We start from the raw sequence: 19,331 nt of genomic DNA on the forward strand, positions 1-19,331 counted from the left end.
CTCATCCTGCCTTCACTGACCTGCAAGTGGCGGCCGCGACCTGGGTGCCGTCGGAGGTCGCCGCGCCGTTCGCGGCGAGCCAGTCGAGTGCGTTGACGGCGGGCGCGTCAGCGCCGCCCGGGTGGATCTCGAGGTGCAGGTGCGGGCCGGTCGACTTGCCGGCGGAGCCGATGTCGCCGATCTGCTGACCAGCTGCAACCGAATCCCCGGCTGCGACGTGGATGCCGTCGTCGTACATGTGCGCGTAGTAGGACGCGACGCGCGCGCCTGCGACGGTGTGCTCGAGAATGATGAGTCCGCCGTAGGTGCCGCGCGGTCCGGCGAAGGTCACGATGCCGTCGGCGATCGCGAGGATCGGCGTTCCGGCTGGGGTGGCGAGGTCGCTGCCGGCGTGGAATCGCTGCTCGCCGGTGTACGGGTCCGTGCGCCATCCGAAGCTGTCGGTGCTCGTGTAGGTGCCGGCAGGCAGAGGGAACATTATGCGCGACGTCTCGGGCACGGCGACGCCGGCATCGCCAGTTCCCACGGTCGCGGATGCCGCCCGGGTGAGCGCGCCCAGCACCGCTTCGGCGACCGGCTCGTAGTTGCGGTAGCGATCAGGGAAGGCGCTGACCTCGACGGCTTGGGCGACGGCGCCAGGATCTAGAATTTGCCACCCGGCGATGTCGAGGAGTCCACGCGGCGACCCGGCGTTCGGGCCGGCCGGCCCGCCGAAGAACGCGCGGGCTTGGTAGTCGGGGTCCATGAGTTCGGCGACGGTGCCCCAGCCTGCGGCGGGGCGCATCTGGAAGAGTCCGAGCGAGTCGTGATCGGAGGCGTCCCCGTCGTTGGGGTAGTTCGCTGACTCGGGGTGGGCGCCGGTGTTCGCGAGCATTCGCAGTGTCGATTCGGTGAGTGCCGCCATCAGGGCGATCGTGACGCCTTCGCGACCGACCCCGGCCGTGCGGGAGCCGACGGCGATGATCGTCGCCGCGTGCGCGAGTTGGTGGCGCCCCAGGGTGATCGACGTGCCCGAGGCTGTCGTCGCGGTCAATGAATCGGGGATCGCGCCGACGACGAGGGATCCCGCGTTGCACGAATGCGCCGCAGGATTCATGAGTGCGGCCACGCTCACGAGCCCGGCGAGTGGGCCGGTGAGGAGGAGCGCCACGAGGAGACCGATGAACAGCTTCATCGCCTAGTCCAAGGGGTGATCGAGCTGCGAGATTCGCAGCAGCATGCATGGCTGTTCGTGTGGGCAGGTGACGAAGACGGTGAACGCGATCGGGCGATCAGTGCGCACAGTTTCCGAGTTCCAAGTTCCTTCCCGATGCCGGATTCCGGAGATCGTGAAGGCGGCGGCATCCGGTGGGATCTGTCCTTGCGCGGCCTGCGCGACTGCCGTCGACCAACTCGACGGCACAGTCACTGCATCGAACTCGAGCCATTGCCGCGTGCCGTAGTCGCCGAGCTGGCGCCAGAGCTCCTCGGCTGGCAGGGCGCTTCGAACATCGGTTGCGACCGCTGCGCCCTGATCAGGATCGGCGACGTCGACGATGACTTGAGCCCATTCGGATGTGCCGGAGGCGCCGCGCGTGTCCCACCCGATCACGGCACGGGCGACGGCTCGAGCAAACAACTCAGGCTCGGAGGTTTCAGCGATTGCTTGTGGTCGCCCGACGGGGGCCGATTCGTTCGGCGTCAAAGGAGAAGCCGATGCGGTCCCTCCCTGCGCCGACCGGCTTGCAGGGGCCGGCCCGACCAGCAGCCCGTAGACGCCGAATCCAGCGAGTACAAGCAATGCGAGCGTGACGACGAGTACGGCGATGACGAGTCGACGTCGAGGGGCGAAATGCATGCCAACAAGGTGCGCAGAGCCCGACCCGAGAAGCGCGGCGGCGCGGGCACAGCGTCAGGACGCGCTCCTGAGCGCCGAGCGCCCGCTGCGCAGCGCGCGGACTCGCGAAGCGAGCTCGATCGTGCCCGCCAATGTCGTCTCGAACTGCTCCCATTGCTCGTCGGTAAGAGCGGCAGCAAGCTCGGCGTCGTCGTAGTGAAGCCACCACCCCTTAAGATCGCTCCACAGGTAGACGAACCCGCGCGCGGGGAACTTCGCCGGCGACGCATCGGCGTGCTGGCGGTCGACTGGGTGGTGCCGCTTCGACTTCGATGCGGCTTTCACTCTGGCGAGTGCGTCTCGCGCCAGCTCCTCGAGCTCAGCCGTGTGCACAGCCTGCGCGGCCGTGCGCAGCTCCGCCGCCCACTTCAACGCAGCGCTCTTCACCTCGGACTCCTGTGATGCATCTGCCGCGACCTTTTCGAGTTCCGCGAGGCTGAGGTACGCGTTCAGCCGCTGGAACTCGGGCTTGACGTCGGCGCCCTGATCGATGGCGCTGAGCGCTGCGATCGCCTGGGCGCGAACAGCCTCATCCTGATCCTCATCGGCGGCGATGCCTTGCAGATGTCCGATGCGTTCGAGGGTGTTGTACGTGCTGCGTCCGGTCACGAGTTGTGCCGCTTGGCGACGAGTATCGCCGAGGCCGCGGTGCGGTGCCGCACCGGGTGCGGCACCGTCTGATCTGGGGTTTTCTCCGTCGGTCCGGAATCGGGAGGCTTCCTGGCGTCGCTGTGCATCCTCCGCGAGAAGCGCTTTAACCTCGCGGTAGAGGGCCGCTGATTCCACCGGGCTGAGTGGCTTGTGCAGGCTGTTGTCGTCCTGCTCGGCGAGCAGCCGCGTGAGCTGGTCGGAGATTCCCGAACGTACCCATACGTTGACTTTCCGAACGCCGAGCTGCCGCAGCGCGGCGAGCCGTCGCGCACCGCAAACGAGCACGCCGTCAGGGGTGACTGTGATCGGCTGCAGCAATCCTCGCCGTTCGATCGAGGCGGCGAGCGCGTCGATGTCGCCGAGGTCGGTGCGGTGGCGCGTGCCCATCCGGATGGAGTCGATCGCCCGTTCCAACTCGATGTGTCCGGGCGTCGCGGCAGTCATGGTCGCGCCCTCGGAACGTTCACGACGACGTCCTCGACGAGGTCGTCGTCGTAGAGCAGCGCTTGCAGGTTCTCGCCGACGAGGAGTCGGAACAGGATGCCGCGACCGGCCGGGGTCTGCTCTTGCAGCTGGTCGCAGCATCCGAGCAGTGCGCGAAGCATGGAAGTCCATGCCCGCTGAGGCAAGTCGAGCAACGCGCGGGCCGCATAGTCGCGCCTGAGTGACTCGAACGCTGACGGTCGCGACGGCGCGTCGGCGAGCCGCGCACAAACGTATTCGACCCCCTCGCGTGCACTGTCGCGCGGCCACCCGAGCAGCGCGAAGAACGAGATCGCATCCTTGACGGCGGCAGCCACTTCGGCAGGCCGATCGACGTCGGGTCCATCGAAGTCGTCGGAGGCATCCAGGTCATCGAGCTCATCCGCCGGCGGCGATCTGAACGCCGGATGATACTCGGGCAGTTCGTGCTCGCGGTCGCTGAACCGCTCGGCATCGTGATGCGCGGACACTTCGGCACGGCGAGCTTGATGCACGGCGCACAGCAGCCCTTGAGCTCGCTCCTCGGCGATGCACGTCACCCTGACCGCCTGCGTGACGACCGCCCACGGGTCGTCCGCGCGCAGCGTCGCCGAGGCACGCATCGCGTCGAACGCTGCGGCGGCCGCCTCCCATGGGTCGAGGCCGTGCTTTCTGGCGAGGGCTCCGTACCGATCGGCGGTGAAGCGCATGAGTTCGGATGCCTCGGGGTCGTTGCGCCACCCGGTGCCGCCGTTCGACTGCAGTCGGCAGAGCAGGTTCCTCAGTCCCTCCGAGCTCCGAAACGTCTGCGACGAGGCATCCTGACCTTCGTTCCTGTCCATCGCGGCACCTCCGATTGCTCTGGTGCGTGTGTCCGCGCTTTGCAGGATGCTCATGATCAGCTCCGTCCGAGGCCATCGCGATCGAAACTGCGGTCGGTCGATGAGGTGCCGAACGCTGAGAGTGGAGAGAGTCGGTGCGCTCGTCGCTGCACCGCGCGACGGGAGGTCCCCGGGATTCGGTAGAGCCGTCGCACGAGCTCAGAGTCGACGTCCATGCCGAGCCCCGCGACCCGGCCTGCACCGTTGCTGAGCAGGTCCGACGCGCGAACCCAGACGATCCCGTTTCGGGAGCGTCGTGCGCCCTGGCCCTGTGGGAGCGCAAAGCGCCCCGACCGCTCGCTTGGATCGCGGAGAGGCCGATCCGCCTTGACCGCTTCGGCGATACGTTCGGCGCGTTGTTTCTTCTCGAACGTGTCCTCATCCATCGCTCGCTCCGTTCTCGAGGGCTGCACTGTGCAGCGCGCTGGCTTGAACTGCAGGTGTGACGACCTGCTCCCTGAGCCAGCGCCCGACGGTGGACGGGTGCACGCCGAGATCCTTCGCGATCGCCGAGTTCGACCAGCCGAGCTCCCTGAGCGATGACGCCTTCTCCTGTCCGGTGCCACGCACGGCGGCACGCTGATGCAACTGCATAACTTGAGGGGTTCCGGATGTCTCCCGCTGCGCGGGTAACGTCTCTCGAATGGATGGGTGCCGCATGAGTACCGACGTGAGATGCGTGATGGAGAGGAGCACCAGCGGCGGCACAGAGGCGACCGCCGCAGCCAGCACGAGCGGAACGTCGGTCGACTCGGCGACAACGGCATGGATGGCGTTCGCGGCGACGGAGATGGCTGCGCCGGCGAACAGCAGCACCCACGGATACCAGGCCACTGTAGACCGCGCGAGACCCACCGCAGAGACGGTCGCGACCACGATGATGCCGTCGACGATGAGCGGCCACACCCACGCTTGAGCGGGATCGATGCCGGAGCGGCGAGCGAGATCGCTCAGCGACGTGAACGAGAGCCAGAACGCGCCAGCCGCGATGAAGACGGTACCGATGATCGCCGTCATCGTCGCCAAGCGGATGCCGTCGCCGCGTAGCAGCGTCAGGGCAGGCATGGCGTGCCACCTTCACGGCAAGGCCGAGCTTGGTCGTCGTGCCACTGCGCGGCCGGCAACTCGTGGACTGTACTGGGCTGACGTGCGGCCGACCTGATCGTCCGGATTGCTTCGCGTTCAGAGAGTCCGGCATGCTGAGCGGCCCGCGCCAGCGCATCCGTCGCCGATGCAACGTCGAAGCCGGCCTCGACGAGGCGACAGGCGGCCCAATAGAGCCCGCGGTTGCGCTCGCCTTCCTGGAGTCGGCTCACCCAGTTGGCGAGATGACGGGTATCCGTCGTCGCGGGCGTCGAACTGCCTCGTTCAGGGTGGGCTGCCCGCGGATCGAGGTAATCGCGAAGGCGCGTGGCGTCGACGGGCTTCGAGGCTCGCGTGGAGAGCGACGACACCCGATACGACCGTCGCCTGCCATCAACCGCCAAAGCCGACGGCGGCACGATGACGTAGCCGCCGTCGCCGCGGAAGTCGATGTGCGCGGTTGCCGACTGCCAGCACCGCTGAGGTTCGGCGAACATGGGTGCAGGGAAGTAGACGTGCATTCCGCCCGATGGAGTGCGAACGCGAGCGAGTTCGCCATCGACCAAACCGACTTCCCGTGCGCGCTCGAACGCAACGAAGCCCGAGCCGGCTGCCTTGATGTCGACATCGACGACGTTGACGCCTGATGCATGCCCGGTGGGGAGACCGATGTTCGCGTCGGGATGCTGCCCCCACCAAGCATCGACCGTCTCGAGGTCGCAGCTTGCATCGTGAAAGCCGGCTGCGGACATCGGTTGCTTCCCGTTCGGGACGCACGGGAAGATCGGGATGCCGGTGCGGGCGAACGCGTGCGCGGCCCTGCGCGGCGGCATCGTCGTCACCGTCAGAAGCAACTGTGAGATCTCCATCCTCAGAGCCCCTGCGATCCCACTCGTTGCGCGGGTCGATTCGGCGGTCTGGTCGTGCCGGCACTCCCAACAGACCGCTGACTCGCCTGCGCCTGCTCAAGCCCTGGGGGATCACCCGCGCCAAGCTGCTCAGTCATCAACTGATCGAGGATCGAGACCGAAGTTCGGCGGACTCGCTCGCCAGAGGCTTGAACGACTTCAGCCGGGGTCTTGCTGGCTACCGAGGTCGCCCAGCCTGCGACGTACGGGATCGTGTAGTCGCTCGTGTCCATCCCATGCGCCGCGCCGATCATCAGCGCGACTGACTCCGCCTCGACCTCGCCGATGCCTCGATGGGTCACTGCAACCTCCGGATCGTGCATGAGGATATGCGCGAGTTCATGGGCCAGCGTCTTCACCCGCGCAGCGGGATCCATGTCGGAACGGATCGACACCCGCTGGTCGGTGAAGTCGGTGCGACCGTTCGCCCCTCCAATCGCCGCTGCCGAGAAGACGGTCCACACGCTGTAGCGCTCGCGGCGGACGAGGTCGGCGAGCCCATCCCAGAGGCCGGCAGGTGCAGCTCCGCTCAGCAGTTTCGGTGCTGGGGGATCAAGGAGTGGCGGGCCATCTGTCTGTGAGACGTCCCACACGTAGGCCGGCCGAACACCGATCATGCGTGATTGCACGACTTCACCCGCACGGGGGCGCTCGGCCCGGCCGAGCCGTCGCCACGCGCTCGGATCCGCCAATTGCGCCGTGGCGAAGCGCGCCGTCAGCGGCGCGAGAATCGCATAGCCCCGCTGACCTGCCAGCACTCGATGGCCGAGCAACTGCCACTGTTTGAAGCCCGCGACGTAGGTCGGCGTCGGCGCGCTGACGGTTCCCCGCTCGAACGCAGCGGCGTGCTGTACCCAGATCAGGAGCGTGTTGTTGAACGACCGAGCACGGAACCGTGCCGCGAACTCGAGCGCTCGCTTCCACTCGTCGCCGGAGACGAGGGCGTCGACGGATGCGACAAGCTGCTCGTGCAACTCGGCGACCTTCGCCTCGCGTTCGGCCTGTGATTGCGGCTTCGATGGCACGTGGATCACCTTCCTCGAGCGTTCACCGCGCGGCGGCGCGGCTGACACAGAGGTGCGCCCGGCGACGCCCCGTTGCCGGCCGACGCGATGGCGCATCGGGCGCGGGCTTCATGCAGCCCGATGGGCACCCGCGTCGGGCGAATGAACGCGCCCCAGCGACTGCGTCGGGCGTGCTCAATTCCGTTCCTAAGACTGGTCTAGCACTCGATTTGAGCATGCGCAATGGTTGCGTTGAGCATGACCAACACGCACGTTGGGCATGCGCAATGGTTGTGTCTTGTGTGGCCTCCGAGTAGATTGAGCATGCCTAATGCATCGGGTGCCGAACCGACGCGAATCATCGAGACCAGACCTATCCCGAGGGTGATGGTGGATGCGAGACATGAACGAAGTCGAGAGCAAAGCAGCTGCAGAGGATCTTGCGAAGCGCCTCAGGCTCCTCCTCGATGTCGCTATTGCTGAATCGGGGTCGGAGCCCACGTATTCGCAGATCGCCGCATATCTCGAAAAGCGTGGGACGAACCTGTCGCGCTCCCGCTGGACCTACATGGTGAACGGTCACCGGTACGTGCAGGATCGCGCGCTGTTCGAAGGGCTCGCCGCGTTCTTCGACGTTGACACTGAATTCCTTCTGGGCGTTGACGGTGCGCGTGCTCCGGAGCGGGTGAGCGCACAGCTCGATCTCGTTCGCTCGATGCGCGCCGCTCGCGTGAAGTCGTACGCAGCCCGCACACTCGGCGACATCTCGCCGAACGCGCTCGAGGCGATCAGCAAGTTCCTCGATGAGGAGATCATCAGAACGTAACCGCTGGCGCGACTGCTCCGATGGCGCCGGAATCCCTACAAGTCTCGACGGAGGTGACGACCCGTGAACAGCGAGGCCGCCCTGTCAGCGGCCTTCAGTGGACTCGCCCTGGGGAACGCGTTCACGTTCGACGCGCTGGTCGGCGCGGTACAGACCCGGCGCGGTCGACGCTTGCGCATCGTCGAACTCTCCGAACTCGGTGACCACGACGGGCTCTGTGCGATCTGGCTCAAGACCGATACCGAGGACCTGGTCCTCCACGCACACAGCGAGTCAGTGCTGCATCGACAGCAATTCGTGCTGCACGAGCTCGCGCACATGATCTTCGATCACGGCGAGGACGACGATCCCGCAGAGCCCGACTTCCTCCTCCCGGACATCCCGCTCGAGACACGCAGGCGCCTGCTCCGGCGACAGAACCTGGACACCGCCGACGAGATACTGGCGGAGTCATTGGCGGACCAGTTGGCGGCCGCGATTCGCGGATCAGCGATGCACGAATCGCGGTTCTTGGAGATCTTCGGGTGATTCCAGTCCTCGTCTCCGCGCTGATGTGGCTGCTGCTCGCATGTCTGAGGATCCTGCGCCGGGGCCGCGGCGAGCGCACGATCACCTACGCCGCGCTTCTCATCGCGATCGCGATGACCCTGAACATTGACTCGATCTACGTGGCTCTCGACGGCATCGTCGGCGGCGTCAACCTCGTGACGCTTGTCGCCGATCTCGCCCTGACGGTCGGCGTGTTCTTCCTAGGGCGTAGCGTCATGAAGGCCACCGATCACCGATCCCGTTCCGTTCAGCTCGCGCTCGGGATACCCGCGCTCGTGATCACCCTGGTCTGCGCGATCGCCGCGTTCTTCCTCAGCGACCGAGGCTCGACTACCACCAACTTCATGCTCGAGCTCGGCGACCAAGCGGCCGCCGCTGCCTACTCGATAATCCATTTCCTCTACTACGCGATCGTGCTCGCCGCGATGGCTGTACTCGCGTCTCGGCAGCTACGAATCAGCCGGGGCGTCCAGCTCCTGCCGCCGGCCTCTCTGGTCATCGGAAGCGTCTTCGGCATCGCGCTCACCGTCGTCGTCATCACGATGGATGTCGCGCATCTGGCAGGGAACCTCGAACTCATGGTCGCTGTCTCGGTTGTATACGGGCCGCTGTACCTGCTCACGTTCCTCTTCCTCTGCCTCGGGTTCGCCGGGCAGCCGATCGCGCGAACCCTGCAGGCGCGGTCACGCGCACGGACCACACGTGCGCTGGCGCGGCAGCTCGAACCAGTCTGGGCTCGAGCCGTCGCGGTGCGGCCCGGCATCAGCCAGAGCGAGGATGCCCCGTTCCACGCTGACGACGTCGAAACGCTCTTGCACCGCCAGGTCGTCGAGATCCGCGACGCGATGATCGACACGAGGGTGTCGTTCGAGGTGAGTAGTGACGAGCGGAAGGTCGTCGAGCTGGCGGAGCTGCATCTACTCGGAGCTGATCGAGGCGATACTGCAACGGGGGCGCGCTCGCGCGTCGGGTGGGAGCAGCAGAAGCGATTAGAGCCGTGTGGGCAGTAGTCGGGGCCGTGGCGTCAGTCGGCGTCGCGCTTGGTGGTCTCGGTCTGGTCATCGCACGGCGCCTTACAGCCCCAGTGGGCGGCCGGCGGTACGACCTCACCATTCGTGGGTTGGATGCCTCGGGGGAGCGGCCGATCGTGCTGCTCGACCGCACGCCGCAAACGGCAGCGCCCGGGCCTTATTGCCTCCTGCTCGAGAACGGGGGCTGGGTTCGGCTGGCGAGCGGGGTTCGGGATCGCGGTCCGGCCCTCGTCGGCCGCGAGGTCGTCGGGGAGTTTGGTGATGACCTGCGCCCCGGCGCTCGCACATCGTGGAGTGGAATCTACTTCTCGAGCCCGGAAGACGCGGGCCTCGAAGCAATCGACGTGGATATCCCGACGGATGCCGGCCTGACGCCCGCCTGGCTAGTCCAACCTTGGGAGGCAAGGTCGACCACGTGGGCGATCCACATTCACGGTCTCGGGAGCACTCGTACCGGAACACTCCGTGGCGTGCAGGTCGCAGCCGAGGCCGGACTCACGTCGCTCGTGGTGACCTACCGGAACGACGGCGAAGGCCCGACACTGAGTTCTGGGAGGTCGACACTCGGCGCCACCGAAGTCGACGACGTGCGGGCCGCCATCGACTACGCGCTCGCGCATGGCGCGAGCCGCGTCATCCTTTTCGGATGGTCGATGGGTGCGGCCATAGCGCTCCAACTGGCCGCGAAGCACGCGCTTCGCGGCATCGTGGCTGGGCTCGTGCTTGAATCGCCGGTGCTCGACTGGGTCTCTACGATCAAGGCGAACTGCAGACGGTCGGGTCTCCCAGCGTGGACTGGCGCACTCGCCGTCCCGTGGCTCGACCATCGGCAATTGTCGCGCATCGCAGGGCTCGCTGCACCTGTCGGTCTGCGCCGTTTCGACTGGATCACGCGAACCGACGACCTAACTGCCCCGACGCTTATCCTCCACGGATCCGCCGATGCTTCGTCGCCGATCGAGGTCGCGACTCGTCTCCGAGATCTCCAACCGGACCTCGTTCACCTCGAGCCGTTTGATGCGGACCACACCATGACCTGGAACGCCGACCCCGAGTATTGGCGGGAATCCGTGACTTCGGCGTTGGATGAGTGGTCGGACGCTGATCTGCCTCAGCATCGGGCCGAGTCTGGCACACCGTGATCTGACTCGGCGTCGACCCAACTTGCGACGAGTTCACGAATGTTGTCGCACGCTCGTCGCAAGGCAGAAAGACACAGTTCACCTCGCGTTCATTTAGACGATCTTCTATGTGTTGTGCCGGGTGACCGGCATCACATTTCATCCATGAGGCGAAATCCTCTCCCGGAAGGATCACCGTGTCTTACCGTTCTCTCAAGCTCGCAGGGCTCAGCGCCACCATCGTGGCCGCTGCCCTCGTTCTCACCGCATGCGGCGGGCAGCCCGCCGCAGGCGGCGGTTCCACCGAAGGCGCCGGCGCCAGCGGCTCAGTCGTCGCCGACGGCTCGTCGACCGTCGCCCCCCTCACCGAAGCCGCCGCGGACTTCTTCCGCGATGAAGCTCCCGACGTGAACGTCACCGTCGCCACCTCCGGCACCGGCGGCGGCTTCGCCAAGTTCTGCGCTGACGAGACCGACATCTCTAACGCGTCGCGTCCGATCAAGGACGAGGAGATCGCCCTCTGCGAAGAGGCGGGCATCGAGTACACCGAGATCGTCATCGCGAACGACGGCCTCTCGGTGGTCGTGAACCCCGAGAACGACTTCGCGCAGTGCCTCACGGTCGAACAGCTCAACACCATCTGGGGCCCCGATGCCGAGGGCACGGTCACGAACTGGAACCAGGTCGACCCGTCGTTCCCCGACCTGCCGCTCGCCCTCTTCGGCGCCGGCACCGACTCGGGCACGTTCGATTACTTCACCGACGCGATCAACGGCGAAGAGGGCGCGATCCGGACGGACTACAGCCCCTCCGAGGACGATAACATCACGGTGCAGGGCGTCTCCGGCGACGAGGGCGCGATCGGCTTCCTCGGCCTCTCCTACGTCGAGGAGAACCCCGACTCCATGAAGGCCGTCGAGGTCGATGGTGGCGCAGGCTGCGTCGCACCGACCGCAGAGACCGTGCAGGACGGCACCTACTCGCCGCTCGGCCGCCCGCTGTTCATCTACGTGAACAACGCCTCGTACGCTGACAAGCCGCAGGTCAAGTCGTTCGTCGACTTCTACGTCGAGTCCGAGGCAGAGGTCGCCGAGGCGGCGCTCTTCATCGGTCTGACCGAGGAGCAGAAGGCCACGGCTCAGGACGAGCTCGCGACCCTCGGCTGACGACACTGATGCTGGCCAACACAACGGCCTCGGTGACCGAGGCCACGACGACCGCCAGCACGGGTGGCCCGACGACTCCGTCGGGCCACCCGCAGCGGTCATTGTTCGCCGGACGAGCGCGCCCCGGTGAAGCTGTCATCAAGCTCGGCCTCAGACTCGCGGCGACCGTCGCGATCCTGACCACGATCGGCATCATCATCGCTCTGCTCGTGCCCGCGATCGGATTCTTCCGTGAGGTCCCGGTCTTTGACTTCCTGTTCGGTGACCGGTGGGCGCCGAGATTCGCGGACGCCTCCTTCGGAGTCATCCCGCTCGTCACCGCGACCCTGTGGACGACGGCCATCGCCTTGATCGTCTCGGTGCCACTCGGACTCGGCGCCGCCATCCTGCTCTCCGAATACGCGCGGCCGGGTGTGCGAAAGACGCTGAAACCGATTCTCGAGCTGCTCGCGGGCGTGCCGACCGTCGTCTACGGGCTCTTCGCACTTCAGTTCATCCAGGCGACCGTGTTCCGGGACTGGCTGCAACTCGACACCGGAGCCTTCAGCGTGCTCGCCGCCGGTCTCGTGATGGGGATCATGATCATCCCGACCGTGGCCTCGATCTCCGAGGACGCGATGTCCGCGGTTCCAATGTCTCTTCGACAGGGCTCGTTCGCGCTCGGTGCGAACCGCATGCAGACCAGCCTCCGCGTGGTGTTCCCCGCAGCGCTGTCCGGCGTCATGGCCGCAGTCGTCCTCGGCATCTCCCGCGCCGTCGGCGAGACGATGATCGTCGCGATCGCCGCCGGCAACCAAGCTCGCATCGTCGGAGGGCCGCTCGAGCAGGGCCAGACCATGACCGGCTTCATCGCGAATGCCGCGCTGGGCGATTCCCGCGTCGGCTCGCTCGAATACGACACCCTCTACGCGGTCGGGCTTCTCCTGTTCGCGATCACGTTGATCGTGAACTTCATCAGCATCCGTCTCGTCCGCCGATTCCGACAGGCCTATTGATCATGAGATCCCTGAAAGACTCAGTCGCCACGGCACCCACGCTCCCGCTCTCCACCGGCGAGCGACCTCGCGAGCGGCGGCTCGGACCGATGATGTTCCTCATCGTTCTCTGGCTGAGCCTGCTCGTCGCGGTCGTCTTCCTCCTCACCCTCATCGTGAACATCGTGCTCGAGGGGGGAAGCCGCTTCGGTCTCCAACTCTTCACCGAGTACCCGGCATCGTCCCCCGATCGGGCGGGTGCACGCCCGGCGATCCTCGGATCGATCTGGGTGATCGGCGTCACGGCGGTCCTCACCATCCCGATCGGTGTGGCCGCCGCCGTGCATCTCGAGGAGTTCGCCGACAAGAAGCACTGGTTCAATCGGGTCATCGAGCTGAATGTCCAGAACCTCGCCGCAGTGCCCTCGATCGTCTACGGCCTGCTCGCGCTCGCGTTTCTCACACTCATCGGCGTGCGCGACAAAAACATCGTCATCGGCGGCGCGCTCGCGCTGAGCCTGCTCATCTTGCCGGTGATCATCATCGCCACCCGCGAAGCGATTCGCGCGGTGCCATCCGAGATCCGTGACGGCTCCCTCGCCCTCGGAGCCACCAAGTGGCAGACGACGTGGCGTCAGGTGCTCCCGGCATCCGTGCCCGGCATCGCGACCGGATCGATCCTGGCGCTCTCCCGCGCACTCGGTGAAGCTGCACCGCTTCTGCTCCTCGGCGCGCTCGTGTTCGTCAGCTTCGACCCCAACGGGCTCCTCAGCGGCTTCACGACCCTTCCGATCCAGATCTTCAACTGGACCGGACGACCTCAGGAAGGATTCCACGAGCTCGCCGCCGCCGCGAGCATCCTCCTCCTCGGCCTCCTGCTCCTCATGAACGGGCTCGCCATCTTCATCCGAAACCGATACCAGAAACGGTGGTAAACCCAATGGCCAGCGCACACGATGACGCACCCATGCACCTGCGCCCCATGCACACCGGCCAGGTCACCGACCACATCGCCCGGCCGATCATGCGGGTCGAGAACGTCGACGTCTACTACGGCGACTTCCGTGCCGTGACCGAGGTGAACCTCGCCTTCGGTCTCAACGAGATCACCGCACTCATCGGGCCGTCGGGCTGCGGCAAGTCGACCCTGCTGCGTTCGCTCAACCGGATGAACGACCTGATCGACGGCGCACGCGTCGACGGTGAGATCCTGTTCCACGGCGAGAACATCTACGGCAAGGGCGTCGACCCGATCGAAGTTCGCCGCCGCATCGGGATGGTCTTCCAGAAGCCCAACCCGTTCCCGAAATCGATCTACGACAACATCGCGTATGGACCCCGCGTCACCGGTATGAAGGTCGACTCGATGGACGACCTCGTCGAGGAGTCTCTCACCAGGGCGGCGCTCTGGGACGAGGTGAAGGACAAGCTCAAGCAGTCGGCCATCGGCCTCTCGGGCGGCCAGCAGCAGCGCCTCTGCATCGCCCGCGCAATCTCAGTCCGGCCCGACGTGATCCTGATGGACGAGCCGTGCGCGTCGCTCGACCCGATTGCGACGATGCGCATCGAGGATCTCATGCAGGAACTGCGGAAGCAGTACACAATCGTGATCGTCACGCACAACATGCAGCAGGCCGCACGCGTTGCCGACCGCACCGCGTTCTTCACCGCACAAGTGTCAGAGGGAACCGGTGCGCGCACCGGGGTACTGGTCGAATACGGCACGACGACGCAGATCTTCGAAGATCCGAAGGACCAGCGCACCGAGGACTACATCTCCGGACGCTTCGGATGAACACCATCAGCGCCGGGCACGGCACCGCTTCCTCCCCGAGCGACCTCGCCTACGCGCATCCCGGCGCGTCACGGATCGCGATCGGCGCGCCGCGATGGCCGGCGCGCGTGTTGTTCATCGAGTCCCGGTCTGCGCCCGGGCATCCGGCCGAATCCTTCGAAACCCACGGGTTCGAAATCCACGGTTACAGCGATGCCATCGGTGCGTTGCTGGCAGTCCCGGTCGAGGAGCCCGCCGCGATTGTCGCTCCCACCGACATGGTCAACGTCGACTTCATCAGCTTCATCGAAGCAATGGCCGCATGGAGCGATGTGCCCGTAATCGTCGGGGTCGCCGGCCACGCGGGCGCCGCAGACCTCGCCTACCAGGCCATCGCCCGAGGTGCCCGATCGATTCTTGCCTTGCCATGCCGGCCCGACCAACTCATCGCCGCCGTCCGGGCCTGCGGCATCCGATCGGACGCGACGACGCGCCCACTTGGTATCGGCACGCTGCTGCTGGACCCCCAAGCGTTCAAGCTCACCATCGACGGCCACACCGTGCCACTCACCGCTCGCGAGTTTCTGCTCGTTCAACACCTGATGCTCGCTACACCGCGAGTGGTCAGCGTCGAGGAACTCACCCGTGCGCTGGCAACCTACGACGAGGGCAGCGTCCCCGCCACCCGTGTTCTGGTCACCCGAGTGCGGAAGAAGCTCGAGATCGCCTCGCCCGAGTCAGGTCACATCCTCGAGACGGTCCGCGGCGTCGGCTACCGGATCTCCGCAGACTGAGCCTCAGCGCAGGTCGAGGCTCGTCATCAGCTCTTGGACGTGCGCCCTGATCTCGTCGCGGATGCGTCGCACCTCCTCGATCGGATGACCGAGCGGGTCGCGGATCTTCCAGTCCATGTACCGCCGGCCCGGGTACACCGGGCACGCGTCGCCGCAACCCATGGTGATCACGACATCGGCGGCCTGAACGACCTCGTCTGTCAGCGGTTTGGGGAATTCTGCGACCGTCGGGACGCCGATCTCCCCGAGCACCTCCACCACGACTGGGTCGATGGTGTCGGCCGGCTGGGAGCCCGCGGTCCGGACGTGGACGCGTTGGCCGGCGATGGTGCGGAGCAGTCCTGCCGCCATCTGGGAACGGCCGGAGTTCTGCACGCAGACGAACAGCACTTCAGGGACACCGGTCAGGTCGAATCCCTGCGCCGCCGCAAGCGCACCCAGCCGGTCGCTCGCGAATCGGCTCGTCAACGACGGAAGGTGCCGCGTCGTCTTCGCCCGAGTCAGGAGAAGCTGGTAACTCTCAGCGACATACCGGTCGACGGTCTCACGCGAGAAGTGCGCACTGAACCGGTATGCAAGCCGATCTGCGATGCGTTGGATCGGCGACGGAAGCGCATCGGTGCTGACGACCTCGCCTCCATCATGGTTCACCTGTACGTATGCAGGCTTGCCCACGAGGAGGCGACCGAACCGCACCCATGCTTCCGCGGACGGGATCAGCTGGGGCGAGGTCGCCCCGGGCCGAGGCACGAGCAATCCGGCCGCTTCCAGAACGATCAGGTGCTCGTGCACGGATGACACGTCGATCTCGAGTTCAGCACCGAGGTCATCTACGTTCCACGATCGGTCTGGGTCGGTTGCGAGGATGCTCAACAACCGGAGTCGAACCGGGTCAGCAAGGACCGTGATCTGCTTGGCACGGCTCTCAGCTGATGCCGGATCCAGTGGTGAGGGCGAGCCTGGCCCGCTCATGTCTCACCGAAGCAGGTCGTCGATCTCCGCTGCACGCTCTGCGGCGACCGAGAACCAGGCGTGCTTGCCCCGCTGGTCACGAACAAGGAGTCCGTCGTCGACCATGATTCGCAGGTGGTGGCTGACTGTCGGCTGAGTGAGTCGAAGGCGGTCCGCGAGTTCGCCGCCAGTCGCTTCGGCGTTCGGGCTTCGACGGATGAGGCTGAGAAGCTGCAAGCGTGTCGGATCGGCGATCGCGCGAAGGGTGCGGGCGAGCGACTCGGCCGTTTCACGGTCCAGCGCCGCGGCAGACGGCTCACCTTCCGGTTCCCGGAGCGGACTGGCAGCCATGCGTCCGATTCTATCGGAGCGCCGTTTCGAGCATCGGACGATTGCGCCGGCGGCGAGATCGACCCCATGATCCCACCCATGGGCTAAGAGGTCTCGAGAATGATTGCCGCCTGCTCCTCGACCGGATCGGCGAGGCCGTTCGCCGCGAGGTAGTGTTCGGCGTCGAGGGCTGCCGCGCACCCGGTGCCCGCTGCGGTGATCGCCTGGCGGTAGCGCTTGTCGACGAGGTCGCCGCAGGCGAAGACGCCCTCGAGATTCGTTCGGGTCGACGGATGCTGCACGCGCACGTAGCCGTCGTCGTCGAGTTCGACCTGGCCGGCGACGAGCTCGCTGCGCGGGTCGTGGCCGATCGCGATGAAGAGGCCGGTCGCGTCGAGCGCGGCATCCTCACCGGTCGTCGTGTCGCGGAGGCGGAGGCGCTCGAGCCCGTCGTCACCTTCGGCGGCGATGACTTCGGCATTCCAGTAGGGCCGGATCTTCGGGTTCGACAGTGCGCGCTCCTGCATGATGCGCGACGCGCGCAGCGAATCGCGGCGGTGCACCAGCGTGACGGAGTCGGCGAAGCGGGTGAGGAACATCGCTTCTTCGAGCGCCGAGTCGCCGCCACCGACGACTGCGATGTCCTTGCCCTTGAAGAAGAAGCCGTCGCACGTGGCGCACCACGAGACGCCGCGACCGGTCAGCCGCTCCTCACCCTCGACACCGAGCTTGCGGTAGGCGGAGCCCATGGCGAGCACGACGGCGTGCGCCCGGTACTCGACCCCGTTGATGGTGCGGATCGTCTTGACATCGCCGGTGAGCTCGACCTCGGTGGCGTCGTCGTAGACGATTCGGGCGCCGAAGCGCTCGGCCTGTTCGCGCATCTGATCCATGAGTTCGGGGCCCATGATGCCCGTGGAGAAGCCGGGGTAGTTCTCGACCTCCGTTGTGGTGACCAGGGCGCCGCCCGCCTCGACGGAGCTCGCGAGCACGACGGGGGCGAGACCTGCACGTGCGAGGTAGACCGCGGCCGTGTAGCCGGAGGGTCCGGAGCCGATGACGACGACGTTCTCGATGGTCTGGTCACTCATTGGATTCGCTCTCCAGTGTCTGCAGCAGTTGTTCGATGTGGGTGCGGATCTCGTCGCGGACTCGGCGGACCTCGTCGAGCGTGAGACGCTCTGGGTCGTCGAGGTGCCAGTCCAGGTACCGCTTGCCGGGGTAGATCGGGCAGGCGTCGCCGCAGCCCATCGTGACGACGACGTCGGCTGCCTGTACGACGTCGTCCGTCAGGGGCTTCGGGAACTCCCGGCTCACGTCGAGCCCGAGCTCTTCGAGGGCAACGACCACCGCGGGGTTCAGCTCTGCAGCAGGCATCGAGCCTGCTGATCGCACGTGTACCTGGTCGCCGGCGATGCTGTGGGTGAGTACGGCCGCCATCTGCGATCGTCCGGCGTTCTGCTCGCAGACGAAGAGCACTTCGGGCACCTCGTGCGCGATCGCTCCCTTTGCCTGGGCGAGTGCGGTCAACCGGTCTGCAGCGAAGCGCTTGACGCGATTGGTGAGGTGCGCCCTGACGGTGGCAGTTCGGAGGAGGGCCGTGTACGACTCGAGCACGTATCGTTCCACCGTCTCGGCGTTGAATGTCCCCTCGTACCGCTCGGTCAGCTCGAGGGAGAGATCGTGCAGGTAGCGCTCGGGGTAGCTGAGACCGGGTAGGCCCCGTCGTCCGGCGGTGTCGAGGCCGGTCATGGTTATGCGGCCGGGACGATCTCGGCGATGAGCGCCTCGACGCGGCCGCGGATGTCGTTGCGCACTCGTCGCACCGTCTCGATGTCCTTGCCGGCCGGGTCTTCGAGCTCCCAGTCTTCATAGCGCTTGCCGGGGAAGATGGGGCAGGCATCGCCGCAGCCCATGGTGATCACGACGTCGGATTCCTTGACGGCGTCGACGGTGAGGATCTTCGGCGTGTTGCCGGTGATGTCGATGCCCTCTTCGGCCATCGCCTCGATGGCGACCGGGTTGATCTGGTCCTTCGGCTCGGACCCTGCCGAACGAACTTCGACGTTGTCGCCGCCGAGGGCGCGAAGGTAGCCGGCGGCCATTTGGGAACGGCCGGCGTTGTGGACGCAAACGAACAGGACGGAAGGCTTCTCAGTGCTCATACTCAAATGATAGACGTCTGTCTATCATTTGGCTACTTCGGTGGCGGCTTTCGTGATGGCGACGTCGGGAGCAGTGACGATCATTGGGTAGAGGTAGCTCACGAGGAGCACACCGAGGACTCCACCGAGTAGCTGCGCGGCGAGGAAGGGTAGGGCTGAGGCTGGTGCGATGCCTGCGAATGTGTCGGTGAAGATGCGGCCGATCGTCACGGCAGGGTTGGCGAACGAGGTGGAACTGGTGAACCAGTACGCGGCTCCGATGTACGCGCCAACCGCTGCAGGAATCATCCGTGCATTGCCGCTGCGCACGAGCGAGAAGATGATCAACACCAGACCCGCGGTCGCCACGATCTCGGCGAGGAACGTCGCCGGCGTCGCCCGCTCGGTCGCAGAGATCGCGGCAGGGATGTCGAACATCGCGTTCGCCAGCAATGCACCGACGATCGCGCCGAGCACCTGCGCGACGGCATACGGCGCGATATCCCGGGCGGCGAATCCGGGCTCACTCGAACGCCGCGACATCCACCAATCAGCCATCGAAACGACCGGGTTGAAATGTGCACCCGACAGGGGTGCGAGCACGGCGATGAGCACCGCCAGGCCGAGGGTGGTGGCCAGGCTGTTCTCGAGCAGCTGCAGGCCGATGTCCTCCGGGGAGAGCGCGGATGCGGCGATCCCGGATCCGACGACGATCGCGACGAGCAGGCCGGTGCCGATGAATTCGGCGACGAGGCGGCGGGCGAGCGGGGCAGGGCTGGGCGTGGGTGACTCGTTGGCGCTCATCG

The 19,331-nt window shown here is 66.2% G+C and carries 23 protein-coding genes; 9 read left to right on the forward strand and 14 right to left on the reverse strand.

Annotated elements, in window-relative coordinates; all coding sequences use genetic code 11:
* Nucleotide 1: 1 nt before the first annotated feature.
* From H516_RS0113355 to H516_RS0113390, 8 genes are read right to left on the reverse strand one after another with little or no spacing between them, the layout of a single operon-like run.
* Nucleotides 2-1,174, reverse strand: coding sequence for a M23 family metallopeptidase (locus tag H516_RS0113355; RefSeq protein ID WP_022890217.1), 1,173 nt, complete (start codon nucleotides 1,172-1,174; stop codon nucleotides 2-4).
* Between the two features lie 3 nt (nucleotides 1,175-1,177).
* The gene (locus H516_RS22215) at nucleotides 1,178-1,837 is read right to left on the reverse strand and encodes a hypothetical protein (protein ID WP_022890218.1); all 660 of its coding nucleotides are present in this window, start codon (nucleotides 1,835-1,837) and stop codon (nucleotides 1,178-1,180) included.
* Nucleotides 1,838-1,891: 54 nt separating this feature from the next.
* A complete protein-coding gene (locus H516_RS0113365) occupies nucleotides 1,892-2,971 on the reverse strand; it encodes a ParB N-terminal domain-containing protein (RefSeq protein ID WP_022890219.1) in 1,080 nt (359 codons plus the stop codon).
* Nucleotides 2,968-3,831 carry a hypothetical protein gene (locus H516_RS0113370; protein ID WP_022890220.1) on the reverse strand — a complete coding sequence of 288 codons (864 nt, stop codon included), beginning with the start codon at nucleotides 3,829-3,831 and terminating at the stop codon, nucleotides 2,968-2,970. The genes H516_RS0113365 and H516_RS0113370 overlap by 4 nt, the downstream gene beginning before the upstream one ends.
* 56 nt (nucleotides 3,832-3,887) lie before the next feature.
* On the reverse strand, nucleotides 3,888-4,256 hold the full coding sequence (locus tag H516_RS21405; protein WP_022890221.1) for a hypothetical protein: 369 nt from the start codon (nucleotides 4,254-4,256) through the stop codon (nucleotides 3,888-3,890).
* Entirely contained in the window at nucleotides 4,249-4,935 is a 687-nt protein-coding gene (locus H516_RS20105; protein ID WP_084620696.1) for a DUF2637 domain-containing protein, read from the reverse strand. Before H516_RS20105 ends, H516_RS21405 begins: the two co-directional genes overlap by 8 nt.
* On the reverse strand, nucleotides 4,923-5,822 hold the full coding sequence (locus H516_RS20110; RefSeq protein ID WP_022890222.1) for a bifunctional DNA primase/polymerase: 900 nt from the start codon (nucleotides 5,820-5,822) through the stop codon (nucleotides 4,923-4,925). The genes H516_RS20105 and H516_RS20110 overlap by 13 nt, the downstream gene beginning before the upstream one ends.
* A gap of 2 nt (nucleotides 5,823-5,824) precedes the next feature.
* The gene (locus tag H516_RS0113390; RefSeq protein WP_026378763.1) at nucleotides 5,825-6,886 is read right to left on the reverse strand and encodes an ArdC-like ssDNA-binding domain-containing protein; all 1,062 of its coding nucleotides are present in this window, start codon (nucleotides 6,884-6,886) and stop codon (nucleotides 5,825-5,827) included.
* A 382-nt stretch (nucleotides 6,887-7,268) separates the two neighbouring features.
* Here H516_RS0113390 and H516_RS0113395 point away from each other — a divergent pair, with 382 nt between their 5' ends.
* From H516_RS0113395 to H516_RS21410, 9 genes are all read left to right on the forward strand, one after another.
* A complete protein-coding gene (locus tag H516_RS0113395; protein ID WP_026378764.1) occupies nucleotides 7,269-7,691 on the forward strand; it encodes a hypothetical protein in 423 nt (140 codons plus the stop codon).
* 63 nt (nucleotides 7,692-7,754) lie between these two features.
* Nucleotides 7,755-8,219, forward strand: a complete 465-nt coding sequence (locus H516_RS0113400; protein WP_022890225.1) for a hypothetical protein — start codon at nucleotides 7,755-7,757, stop codon at nucleotides 8,217-8,219.
* A complete protein-coding gene (locus tag H516_RS0113405) occupies nucleotides 8,216-9,250 on the forward strand; it encodes a DUF6545 domain-containing protein (RefSeq protein ID WP_022890226.1) in 1,035 nt (344 codons plus the stop codon). Before H516_RS0113400 ends, H516_RS0113405 begins: the two co-directional genes overlap by 4 nt.
* A 110-nt stretch (nucleotides 9,251-9,360) precedes the next feature.
* On the forward strand, nucleotides 9,361-10,413 hold the full coding sequence (locus H516_RS20115; protein WP_245561815.1) for an alpha/beta hydrolase family protein: 1,053 nt from the start codon (nucleotides 9,361-9,363) through the stop codon (nucleotides 10,411-10,413).
* Between the two features lie 176 nt (nucleotides 10,414-10,589).
* Entirely contained in the window at nucleotides 10,590-11,558 is a 969-nt protein-coding gene (locus H516_RS0113415) for a PstS family phosphate ABC transporter substrate-binding protein (RefSeq protein WP_022890228.1), read from the forward strand.
* An 8-nt stretch (nucleotides 11,559-11,566) separates the two neighbouring features.
* On the forward strand, nucleotides 11,567-12,553 hold the full coding sequence (gene pstC, locus H516_RS0113420) for a phosphate ABC transporter permease subunit PstC (protein ID WP_022890229.1): 987 nt from the start codon (nucleotides 11,567-11,569) through the stop codon (nucleotides 12,551-12,553).
* Nucleotides 12,554-12,645: 92 nt separating this feature from the next.
* On the forward strand, nucleotides 12,646-13,467 hold the full coding sequence (pstA, locus tag H516_RS0113425) for a phosphate ABC transporter permease PstA (RefSeq protein WP_245561817.1): 822 nt from the start codon (nucleotides 12,646-12,648) through the stop codon (nucleotides 13,465-13,467).
* Between the two features lie 89 nt (nucleotides 13,468-13,556).
* Complete coding sequence (gene pstB, locus H516_RS0113430; RefSeq protein WP_211217098.1) at nucleotides 13,557-14,327, forward strand: phosphate ABC transporter ATP-binding protein PstB; 771 nt, start codon at nucleotides 13,557-13,559, stop codon at nucleotides 14,325-14,327.
* Nucleotides 14,324-15,100: a winged helix-turn-helix transcriptional regulator gene (locus H516_RS21410; RefSeq protein WP_022890232.1), complete on the forward strand. Its 777-nt coding sequence runs from the start codon at nucleotides 14,324-14,326 to the stop codon at nucleotides 15,098-15,100. The genes pstB and H516_RS21410 overlap by 4 nt, the downstream gene beginning before the upstream one ends.
* Nucleotides 15,101-15,103: 3 nt before the next feature.
* On the opposite strand, the gene H516_RS0113440 is transcribed toward H516_RS21410, so the two are convergent.
* The 6 genes from H516_RS0113440 to H516_RS0113465 form a co-directional block, all read right to left on the reverse strand.
* On the reverse strand, nucleotides 15,104-16,072 hold the full coding sequence (locus H516_RS0113440; RefSeq protein WP_084620700.1) for an arsenate reductase/protein-tyrosine-phosphatase family protein: 969 nt from the start codon (nucleotides 16,070-16,072) through the stop codon (nucleotides 15,104-15,106).
* A gap of 3 nt (nucleotides 16,073-16,075) precedes the next feature.
* Nucleotides 16,076-16,402 carry an ArsR/SmtB family transcription factor gene (locus H516_RS0113445; protein ID WP_022890234.1) on the reverse strand — a complete coding sequence of 109 codons (327 nt, stop codon included), beginning with the start codon at nucleotides 16,400-16,402 and terminating at the stop codon, nucleotides 16,076-16,078.
* 83 nt (nucleotides 16,403-16,485) lie between these two features.
* Complete coding sequence (gene trxB, locus H516_RS0113450) at nucleotides 16,486-17,472, reverse strand: thioredoxin-disulfide reductase (protein ID WP_022890235.1); 987 nt, start codon at nucleotides 17,470-17,472, stop codon at nucleotides 16,486-16,488.
* Complete coding sequence (locus H516_RS20125; protein ID WP_022890236.1) at nucleotides 17,465-18,133, reverse strand: arsenate reductase ArsC; 669 nt, start codon at nucleotides 18,131-18,133, stop codon at nucleotides 17,465-17,467. The genes trxB and H516_RS20125 overlap by 8 nt, the downstream gene beginning before the upstream one ends.
* A gap of 2 nt (nucleotides 18,134-18,135) precedes the next feature.
* The gene (locus tag H516_RS0113460) at nucleotides 18,136-18,546 is read right to left on the reverse strand and encodes an arsenate reductase ArsC (protein ID WP_033197179.1); all 411 of its coding nucleotides are present in this window, start codon (nucleotides 18,544-18,546) and stop codon (nucleotides 18,136-18,138) included.
* A gap of 24 nt (nucleotides 18,547-18,570) precedes the next feature.
* On the reverse strand, nucleotides 18,571-19,329 hold the full coding sequence (locus H516_RS0113465) for an aquaporin (RefSeq protein ID WP_026378771.1): 759 nt from the start codon (nucleotides 19,327-19,329) through the stop codon (nucleotides 18,571-18,573).
* Nucleotides 19,330-19,331 lie beyond the last annotated feature (2 nt).

It is taken from the genome of Agromyces italicus DSM 16388 (assembly GCF_000421545.1).
Taxonomy (GTDB): Bacteria; Actinomycetota; Actinomycetes; order Actinomycetales; family Microbacteriaceae; genus Agromyces; species Agromyces italicus.

What these genes read in the sequence shown, in the direction of transcription:
- H516_RS20125 (WP_022890236.1), bottom strand. Translation starts at nt 18,133, where the DNA reads ATGACCGGCCTCGACACCGCCGGACGACGGGGCCTACCCGGTCTCAGC.
- pstC (WP_022890229.1), top strand. Translation starts at nt 11,567, where the DNA reads ATGCTGGCCAACACAACGGCCTCGGTGACCGAGGCCACGACGACCGCC.
- H516_RS0113465 (WP_026378771.1), bottom strand. Translation starts at nt 19,329, where the DNA reads ATGAGCGCCAACGAGTCACCCACGCCCAGCCCTGCCCCGCTCGCCCGC.
- H516_RS20105 (WP_084620696.1), bottom strand. Translation starts at nt 4,935, where the DNA reads ATGCCTGCCCTGACGCTGCTACGCGGCGACGGCATCCGCTTGGCGACG.
- H516_RS22215 (WP_022890218.1), bottom strand. Translation starts at nt 1,837, where the DNA reads ATGCATTTCGCCCCTCGACGTCGACTCGTCATCGCCGTACTCGTCGTC.
- H516_RS20110 (WP_022890222.1), bottom strand. Translation starts at nt 5,822, where the DNA reads ATGGAGATCTCACAGTTGCTTCTGACGGTGACGACGATGCCGCCGCGC.
- H516_RS0113395 (WP_026378764.1), top strand. Translation starts at nt 7,269, where the DNA reads ATGAACGAAGTCGAGAGCAAAGCAGCTGCAGAGGATCTTGCGAAGCGC.
- H516_RS0113370 (WP_022890220.1), bottom strand. Translation starts at nt 3,831, where the DNA reads ATGGACAGGAACGAAGGTCAGGATGCCTCGTCGCAGACGTTTCGGAGC.
- trxB (WP_022890235.1), bottom strand. Translation starts at nt 17,472, where the DNA reads ATGAGTGACCAGACCATCGAGAACGTCGTCGTCATCGGCTCCGGACCC.
- H516_RS0113365 (WP_022890219.1), bottom strand. Translation starts at nt 2,971, where the DNA reads ATGACTGCCGCGACGCCCGGACACATCGAGTTGGAACGGGCGATCGAC.
- H516_RS0113445 (WP_022890234.1), bottom strand. Translation starts at nt 16,402, where the DNA reads ATGGCTGCCAGTCCGCTCCGGGAACCGGAAGGTGAGCCGTCTGCCGCG.
- H516_RS0113460 (WP_033197179.1), bottom strand. Translation starts at nt 18,546, where the DNA reads ATGAGCACTGAGAAGCCTTCCGTCCTGTTCGTTTGCGTCCACAACGCC.
- H516_RS21405 (WP_022890221.1), bottom strand. Translation starts at nt 4,256, where the DNA reads ATGGATGAGGACACGTTCGAGAAGAAACAACGCGCCGAACGTATCGCC.
- H516_RS0113440 (WP_084620700.1), bottom strand. Translation starts at nt 16,072, where the DNA reads ATGAGCGGGCCAGGCTCGCCCTCACCACTGGATCCGGCATCAGCTGAG.
- H516_RS21410 (WP_022890232.1), top strand. Translation starts at nt 14,324, where the DNA reads ATGAACACCATCAGCGCCGGGCACGGCACCGCTTCCTCCCCGAGCGAC.
- pstB (WP_211217098.1), top strand. Translation starts at nt 13,557, where the DNA reads ATGCGGGTCGAGAACGTCGACGTCTACTACGGCGACTTCCGTGCCGTG.
- pstA (WP_245561817.1), top strand. Translation starts at nt 12,646, where the DNA reads ATGTTCCTCATCGTTCTCTGGCTGAGCCTGCTCGTCGCGGTCGTCTTC.
- H516_RS0113355 (WP_022890217.1), bottom strand. Translation starts at nt 1,174, where the DNA reads ATGAAGCTGTTCATCGGTCTCCTCGTGGCGCTCCTCCTCACCGGCCCA.